This window comes from Chitinophaga sp. (assembly GCF_036569125.1).
Classification (GTDB): Bacteria; Bacteroidota; Bacteroidia; order Chitinophagales; family Chitinophagaceae; genus Chitinophaga.
In genome coordinates, this window is record NZ_DATCRF010000078.1 from 1 (window position 1) to 6683 (window position 6683).

7 protein-coding genes are annotated in these 6683 nt (G+C 48.2%); 4 read left to right on the forward strand and 3 right to left on the reverse strand.

Going from position 1 to position 6683, the window contains the following annotated elements; all coding sequences use genetic code 11:
• Positions 1-169 precede the first annotated feature (169 nt).
• Positions 170-1813 carry a carboxylesterase/lipase family protein gene (locus tag VIM87_RS02800; RefSeq protein WP_331995496.1) on the reverse strand — a complete coding sequence of 548 codons (1644 nt, stop codon included), beginning with the start codon at positions 1811-1813 and terminating at the stop codon, positions 170-172.
• A gap of 169 nt (positions 1814-1982) precedes the next feature.
• Positions 1983-2186 carry a hypothetical protein gene (locus VIM87_RS02805; protein WP_331995497.1) on the reverse strand — a complete coding sequence of 68 codons (204 nt, stop codon included), beginning with the start codon at positions 2184-2186 and terminating at the stop codon, positions 1983-1985.
• A gap of 257 nt (positions 2187-2443) precedes the next feature.
• Here VIM87_RS02805 and VIM87_RS02810 point away from each other — a divergent pair, with 257 nt between their 5' ends.
• Genes VIM87_RS02810 through VIM87_RS02820 form a run of 3 tightly spaced genes read left to right on the forward strand, consistent with a single transcriptional unit; the run spans position 2444 to position 3713 of the window.
• The gene (locus VIM87_RS02810; protein WP_331995498.1) at positions 2444-2896 is read left to right on the forward strand and encodes an SRPBCC domain-containing protein; all 453 of its coding nucleotides are present in this window, start codon (positions 2444-2446) and stop codon (positions 2894-2896) included.
• A complete protein-coding gene (locus tag VIM87_RS02815; protein WP_331995499.1) occupies positions 2883-3215 on the forward strand; it encodes a metalloregulator ArsR/SmtB family transcription factor in 333 nt (110 codons plus the stop codon). Before VIM87_RS02810 ends, VIM87_RS02815 begins: the two co-directional genes overlap by 14 nt.
• A gap of 45 nt (positions 3216-3260) precedes the next feature.
• Positions 3261-3713 (forward strand): NUDIX domain-containing protein, encoded by a 453-nt coding sequence (locus VIM87_RS02820; RefSeq protein WP_331995500.1) that lies wholly within the window; start codon positions 3261-3263, stop codon positions 3711-3713.
• Positions 3714-3730: 17 nt separating this feature from the next.
• On the opposite strand, the gene VIM87_RS02825 is transcribed toward VIM87_RS02820, so the two are convergent.
• A complete protein-coding gene (locus VIM87_RS02825) occupies positions 3731-4399 on the reverse strand; it encodes an FAD-binding oxidoreductase (RefSeq protein WP_331995501.1) in 669 nt (222 codons plus the stop codon).
• 197 nt (positions 4400-4596) lie between these two features.
• On the opposite strand from VIM87_RS02825, the gene VIM87_RS02830 reads away from it, so the two are divergent.
• A partial coding sequence (locus tag VIM87_RS02830; protein WP_414649574.1) for a S41 family peptidase occupies positions 4597-6683 on the forward strand: 2087 nt, incomplete at its 3' end.

Here is a 6683-nt window from a genome sequence, read left to right on the forward strand (position 1 = left end):
CCGCAGCACCGATCCGGATACAGACCGCTTGCCGGAAGAGCTGCTTAAGCTGGTAAAGGGTAAAAAAACTGCGCATTTCATGCTGGAGCAGCGTTATGTATATAAAGGCAGTAAAGGGTATGTATTACAGGAACCCATTACTGCCTCGCTCACCCAATAAACAATCGGGTTATTTAGCGTGTTTCGCCTGCTCATCCAGGAACAGGTAACGCTGCCGGTGCTGGTCCGGCTCCATACGGGTGCGTACATCAATATGCATTACCGGTACAGTATCCGTTCCCGTTATGGCCGGCCACTTGGGTAATCCGGGCCCGTTAGGATCGGCGTTCTTAATAAAGTTGGCAAAGTAAGCCTGCATAATGGCCGATACTTTATAATCCTCCGGCGTCCACGCATATACTTTATTCGATGACAGGTTGCCCATAGCATATTCTATTTCTGCAGAATGTACCGCACCTTTGGCAGCCGGTGGTTTAGGGGCAGCGCTTGTTTTATCTTTAATAACGCCTCCCGCTAATCCCGGAGTGGCATTACCCATAGATGCCCTCATGGCAGGGCGCGGGCGGGAAAACAAATAGCGGTACACCGGCTGGCCGCTGGTCTTTACCTGCTCATCGATCCACTTCCAGGTGCTGAAGCTGATAAACCGGTCGCTGGCCAGGTCGGTGGCTACCTGTTCTGCATCTGCATCGGTTGCAGGGTTATATAATTTCTGCATCATAATACTTACCTCTCCATGGCCATAAAGCTTCTGTATGGTTTTTACAAGATTTTCTTTAGTAGGCGGCAGATTGCCCAGCATAGCGCGGTAGCCCATCTCTTCTGAGTTCCAGCCGGCTAGCAGCGGCACATGCGCCTGCTCTCCTGCAGCATATACATGGTAAGGATCTTTGGTGAAAAAGTAACCATCCACCGTAACAGGAAAACGGAAGGTGCCAAACTGGGTAGCTAATTTCAACAATGAATCTGCCGGTAATGCGCGTAACGCTTCCAGTGAGGCAGCGCCTATGCTTTTTGCAAATTCTTCGCCTGTTGCTTCACCTTTTGAAAGGGGCACGGCAGATAATGCGCCCAGTACAGAACCGCTTTCGCCTATGGCGCCTGCAAACAGGTCTTTTGACAGGGGAGAAGCCATTAACGCACTCACGGCAATGGAGCCGGCTGATTCGCCTGCAATGGTCACCCTTTTAGGATCACCGCCAAAAGCCGCTATGTTTTCCTGTACCCATTTTAATGCAGCCCACTGGTCCATCAGACCGTAATTACCGGAAGCATGGCTGGGCGATTCTTTTGTAAGCTCCGGATGAGAAAGGAAACCGAACACGCCTAAACGGTAATTCACTGTAAGCGCTACAATACCTTTCTGCGCCATGCTTTCACCGTCATAACGTGCTTCGGAACCATCGCCGGCTACAAAGCCGCCGCCATAAAAATATACCAGCACCGGCAGCAATGTTTTGCCTTTGCGTGCAGGGGTCCAAACGTTCAGGTATAAACAATCTTCGTTCATCCCATCGGAACGGAAGCCCATATCGCCAAAAACAGGCGCCTGCATGGTGCGTGGTGCAAAGTGATCTGCTTTTCGTATACCCGTCCAGTTAGCAGGCGGTTGTGGCGGCTGCCATCTTAAATTGCCCACCGGCGGCGCAGCAAAGGGAATGCCTTTATACGCATGCACCCCGCTTTTTTCAATGATGCCGGTAAGGGCGCCATTGGTTGTTTTCACAGTTGGTGCAGTTTTGATCTGGGCCTGTAATAGGGTAAACGTACTGCCCAGGCAAGCCAGTAACATAAGTGGAAATACTTTTTTCATGGTTAACGGATTAGACCAGGTCATCAATTTATGTTTTTTACAGCAGCTATCCAATTTTTGGCGGGCACAAAAAAAGGGCGCAGGTAAATGCCTGCGCCCTTTTTACATCGGGTTGCTGTTCATTAACAGCAACCTCCGGGAAAGATATTGATCTAATCAAAAATCGAATTTAATGGGAATGTTTACGGCTCTCTTTGGTGTGTTCGAGTTCATCTTGCTGTTTGGTTAAGTCAGGCCGTGTCTGATCTGCTCCCTTATTATGCCGTTCACGTTCTGTCTGCTCAATGGCAGGTTCAGATTGTTCAGCTTTCCCGGTGAGGTTTTCTTTCCTGAATTGATTATAATCCTTATTATTATTTTCATTCTGTGTCATGATCTTTTACTTTTTATGGTGAACGAATGACCGTTTCCGTTGTAAGTAATGGTCCAAAGAACAGGCCAAAATGGCCACCACCCTGTATAAAGCAGGGTCAGCCAGGGCTGCTGTGGCATCCCTTTCACAGGTTTGTGGAATTAATACCAATCCCTTCATTACCAGTAATAATGCCACGATCTTTAAATTTTTTCCGTAAAAAATTACGTAATTCAAAAGTTACATATTGCATTTGGGTAACTCAAAAGTTACATATTATGCAAAGGGATCTTCACATCAAATGGTTTTATCCATACCCGGTGGAAACGATCTGGGAATGCCTTACAGAACCGGAGCTGCTGAAACAGTGGTCGCTGAATGCCGGTGATTTTAAAGCTGAAGTTGGTTTTAAATGGATGATGGTACAACCACCTCGTCCTAAAATGAAATGGGATGGCAAAACGTATTTTGAAGTGCTGGAAGTAGTGCCTTTACAAAAGCTGGCGTACTCTTTCCAGGGCGGCCCTTCGGAAGGTATCATAACGCTGGATACCGTGGTAACCTGGAAGCTGGTACCCAAAGACAACGGTACAGAATTACACCTGTTCCATACCGGCTTTAAAGGCGGCAGAAATATCTTTGCCAGCTTTATTATGGAAATGGGCTGGAAGAACAAGGTGATCAAAAGACTGGAAAAAGCATTGCAACAATACAGCTATGGCGAAAAGTAAATACAGCGTGGATTGCTTCCAGGCACTGTCTGATCCCAACCGGCGGGAGATCTTAATGATGCTTACCAAAGAAAAGCAGAACATTAACGCTATTGCAGATAACTTCAACATCAGCCGCCCCGCGGTATCCAAACACATAAAAGTGTTGTACGACAGCGGCTTTATTACCATTACCACACAGGGACGGGAGCGGTACTGCGAGCTGCAGCAGCAGGGCTTTGATGAGCTGAAGGAATGGATCAGCTTTTTTGAAACCTACTGGACCAAACAGCTGAAACAGCTGGAAGTTTTCTTAAAGAACCGGCACGCAAAAAAGTAGACGGTCCAACATTTGCCGTAGCTTTATGCAGCTAACAACCAGGTTATGAAACAAAGCGCCGGTATCTTATTATACAGAAAGCAGGCATCTCAGCTGCAGGTGTTGCTGGTACATCCCGGCGGCCCTTTCTTTGCTAAAAAAGATGCCGGCAGCTGGACCATTCCCAAAGGAGAATATCCTGAAAGCGAAGCTCCACTGGATGCCGCTATCCGTGAGTTTGAAGAGGAAACAGGCTACCGGCCTTCCGGCAGGTTTATTCCACTGAAAGCCATTAAACAAAAGGGAGGAAAGGTGGTGCAGTGCTGGGCGGTAAGCGGGGAGCTGGACCCGGCAGGCATTGTAAGCAATACTTTTGAGCTGGAATGGCCGCCCCGCAGCGGTAAAAAACGCAGCTTTCCGGAAGTGGATAAAGCCGCCTGGTTTACTTTAACAGAGGCAAGACAAATGATGAATGAGCGGCAGGCCGCATTTTTAGATGAGCTGGAAACATTGCTCTAACAGGAACGCCACAACGATTATTTTTCAAATATCAGCAGGTCGGGTTTAGCGCCCAGCGTTTCCAACGCCGTGTTAATATCCTGGATCATTTTATCAGGCCCGCATACATAAAAATGTTTGCTGAAATCGGAGATCCTGGATTCCAGGAAAGCGCGGTTAATAGTACCATTTTCGTAACCTTCTTTCTTTTCACGGGTAAGGGTAAAACGCGCATTGCGGCCTAAGATCTGGTTTAGCTCATCTTCATAAATAATATCAGCAGCGGTTTTATTGGAGAAAAAGAGGATGTTATCTGCGATCTTATTTTCTTTATGCAGCATGCGCAAAATGGCTATGAACGGAGTGATGCCCGCGCCGCCGGCAATAAAATAACCAGGGCCTTTATATTCAATAGCGCCCCATACATCCCGCAGTATCAGCTCGTCTCCTTCTGCCAGCTGGTGCAGCTGGTGGGTGACCCCGTTATGATCCGCATACCCCTTAATGGTAAATTCCAGCCAGGGCGCATCTTCCAGGGCGGTAAAGGTAAAAGGCCGTGCTTCCTCTTCCCAGCCGGGCCTATTAACGGATACCTCTGTGGCCTGCCCGGGTACAAATGTATAACCGGCCGGTTTTTCCACACGAAAGCATTTTACGTCATGCGTCACTTGCTGTATGCCAATAATTTTAACAGTATGTTTCTCCATAGCAGGGGTATTTATATGGTAAGATAACTTTTTTATGGGACGTTCAAAAACCGCTGCCTTGCCTTTGTTACCCCTTTAAAGCCACTTGTCAATTAACGGTTTGGGAAAAGCCCGGTTTCTTTATTTTGCAGGTTCAGCGTCAATTCAAGGGCAATGCACAACCCATTGCCATCAACAAAATCTGTTTACAGCAACTTATGAACAAGTACCTTTTTACGGCTGCCGCCTTACTGCTGGCGGGCCTTACCTATGCGCAGGACAATGCTTTATGGTTACGCTACCCCGCTATTTCCCCGGATGGTAAAACCATTGCCTTTGGCTATAAAGGAGATATTTACCGGGTGGATGCAAATGGAGGCGTAGCCGTACCGGTTACCATTCACGAAGCGCAGGACATGATGCCGGTATGGAGCCACGATGGCAAATACCTGGCCTTTGCCAGCGACCGTTATGGCAACTTTGATGTGTTTGTAATGCCCGCTACCGGCGGCACACCGGTGAGGCTAACCGCCAACAGCACGGCAGATTACCCTTACGATTTTACACCCGACAATAAGCAGGTACTGTTTGGCAGCCCGCGTAATGCGCCTGCAGGCAGCGTACGTTTCAATGTACGCCTGTTCAATAACCTGTACACCGTGCCGGTTACCGGCGGGCGCTCCGTATTATTAAGCGCTGCCGGTGCAGAATATGCGCACTACAATACAAAAGGCGATCAGCTGGTGTTCCAGGACCGCAAAGGATATGAGGATCCCTGGCGTAAGCACCATACTTCTTCGGTAACCCGCGATATCTGGATCTATGATCTTAATAAAAAAAGCTACCAGCAAATATCTTCCTTTGAAGGGGAAGACCGTGAGCCGGTTTTTGCAGGAGACGATGCCGTGTATTACCTGAGCGAAAGGGCAGGCGGTTCACAGAACCTGTTCAAAGCCGCGCTGGCAAACAAAGACAAGCCGCAGCAGCTTACTCATTTTGATAAGCACCCGGTAAGGCATCTCTCCAGGTCAGGTGATAATACTTTATGCTTTACCTATAACGGTGAGATCTATACGCTGAAAGAAGGCGCACAGCCGCAAAAGGTGAATGTAAAGATCTTTAACGACGGCCGCACCGCTACTGAAAAGTTTATGCCGGTAAGCGGCAATATTACCGCATTTGCCATGAGCCCCAATGGAAAGGAGATGGCCTTTATTGCCCGCGGAGAAGTATTTGTAAGCAGCGTGGAAGGCAATATGACCAAACGCATTACCAATACCCCGCAGCAGGAGCGCATGGTAGAATGGTCGCCGGATGGTAAGCGCCTGGTATATGCCGCTGAACGTAACGGCAACTGGGATATTTATCAGAGCACCATTGTAAGAAAGGAAGAGCCCTATTTCTTTGCAGCTACCCTCTTAAAAGAAGAGCCGCTGATAGCTACGGCAGCAGAGGAATTTCAGCCGGTGTTCTCACCGGACGGTAAAGAGATTGCATATGTAGAGGACCGGAATGTGCTGAAAGTATACAACCTGGCATCTGCTAAAAGCCGTACGGTGCTGCCCGCAGGTCAGAACCACTCTTACTCCGATGGCGACTGGAGCTTTACCTGGAGCCCGGATGGCAAGTGGATCGCCGTGGATGACCAGCAGGGTTATTTTAATGTACGGAACGTAGCCTTATTGCCGCAGGATGGAAAAGGAGCGCCTGTATTTCCTATTAACAGCGGTTTTGGAGAAAGCAACAGCAAATGGAGCAGCGATGGTAAAATGCTCACCTGGGAAACCAGCAGGGAAGGCCGTAAGTCGCTGGCACGGCAGGGCAGCCGCGAAACAGATATTTATGCAGTGTTCTTTGACCAGGAAACATACGACCGTTTTAAATTATCGAAAGATGAATTTAACCTGCTGAAAGAAAAGGAGGAAAGCGATAAAAAAACAACCAAGGATTCAACCGCTAAAGGTAAAGACACTGCTACTACACCAAAAAAGCTTTTCAAACCCGATTTTGAGAACCTGGAAAACCGGCAGCTGCGCCTTACCATTAACAGCGCATCCATTAGTGATTATGTGCTGAATAAGGATGGCAGCAAGGTGTATTACACCGCCGCCTTTGAAAAGGGCTACGACCTGTGGGTTACGGAGCCTCGTACCGGCGATACAAAGATCCTTGCCAAGCTGGGTGGCAGCCCGGGTAGCATGGAGCTGAGCAAAGATGGTAATACCTTATTTGTAAGCAACAACGGCAGTGTAGTAAAAGTGGAAACCGCTTCCGGCAAGATCACTCCCATCAACATTAAAACTGA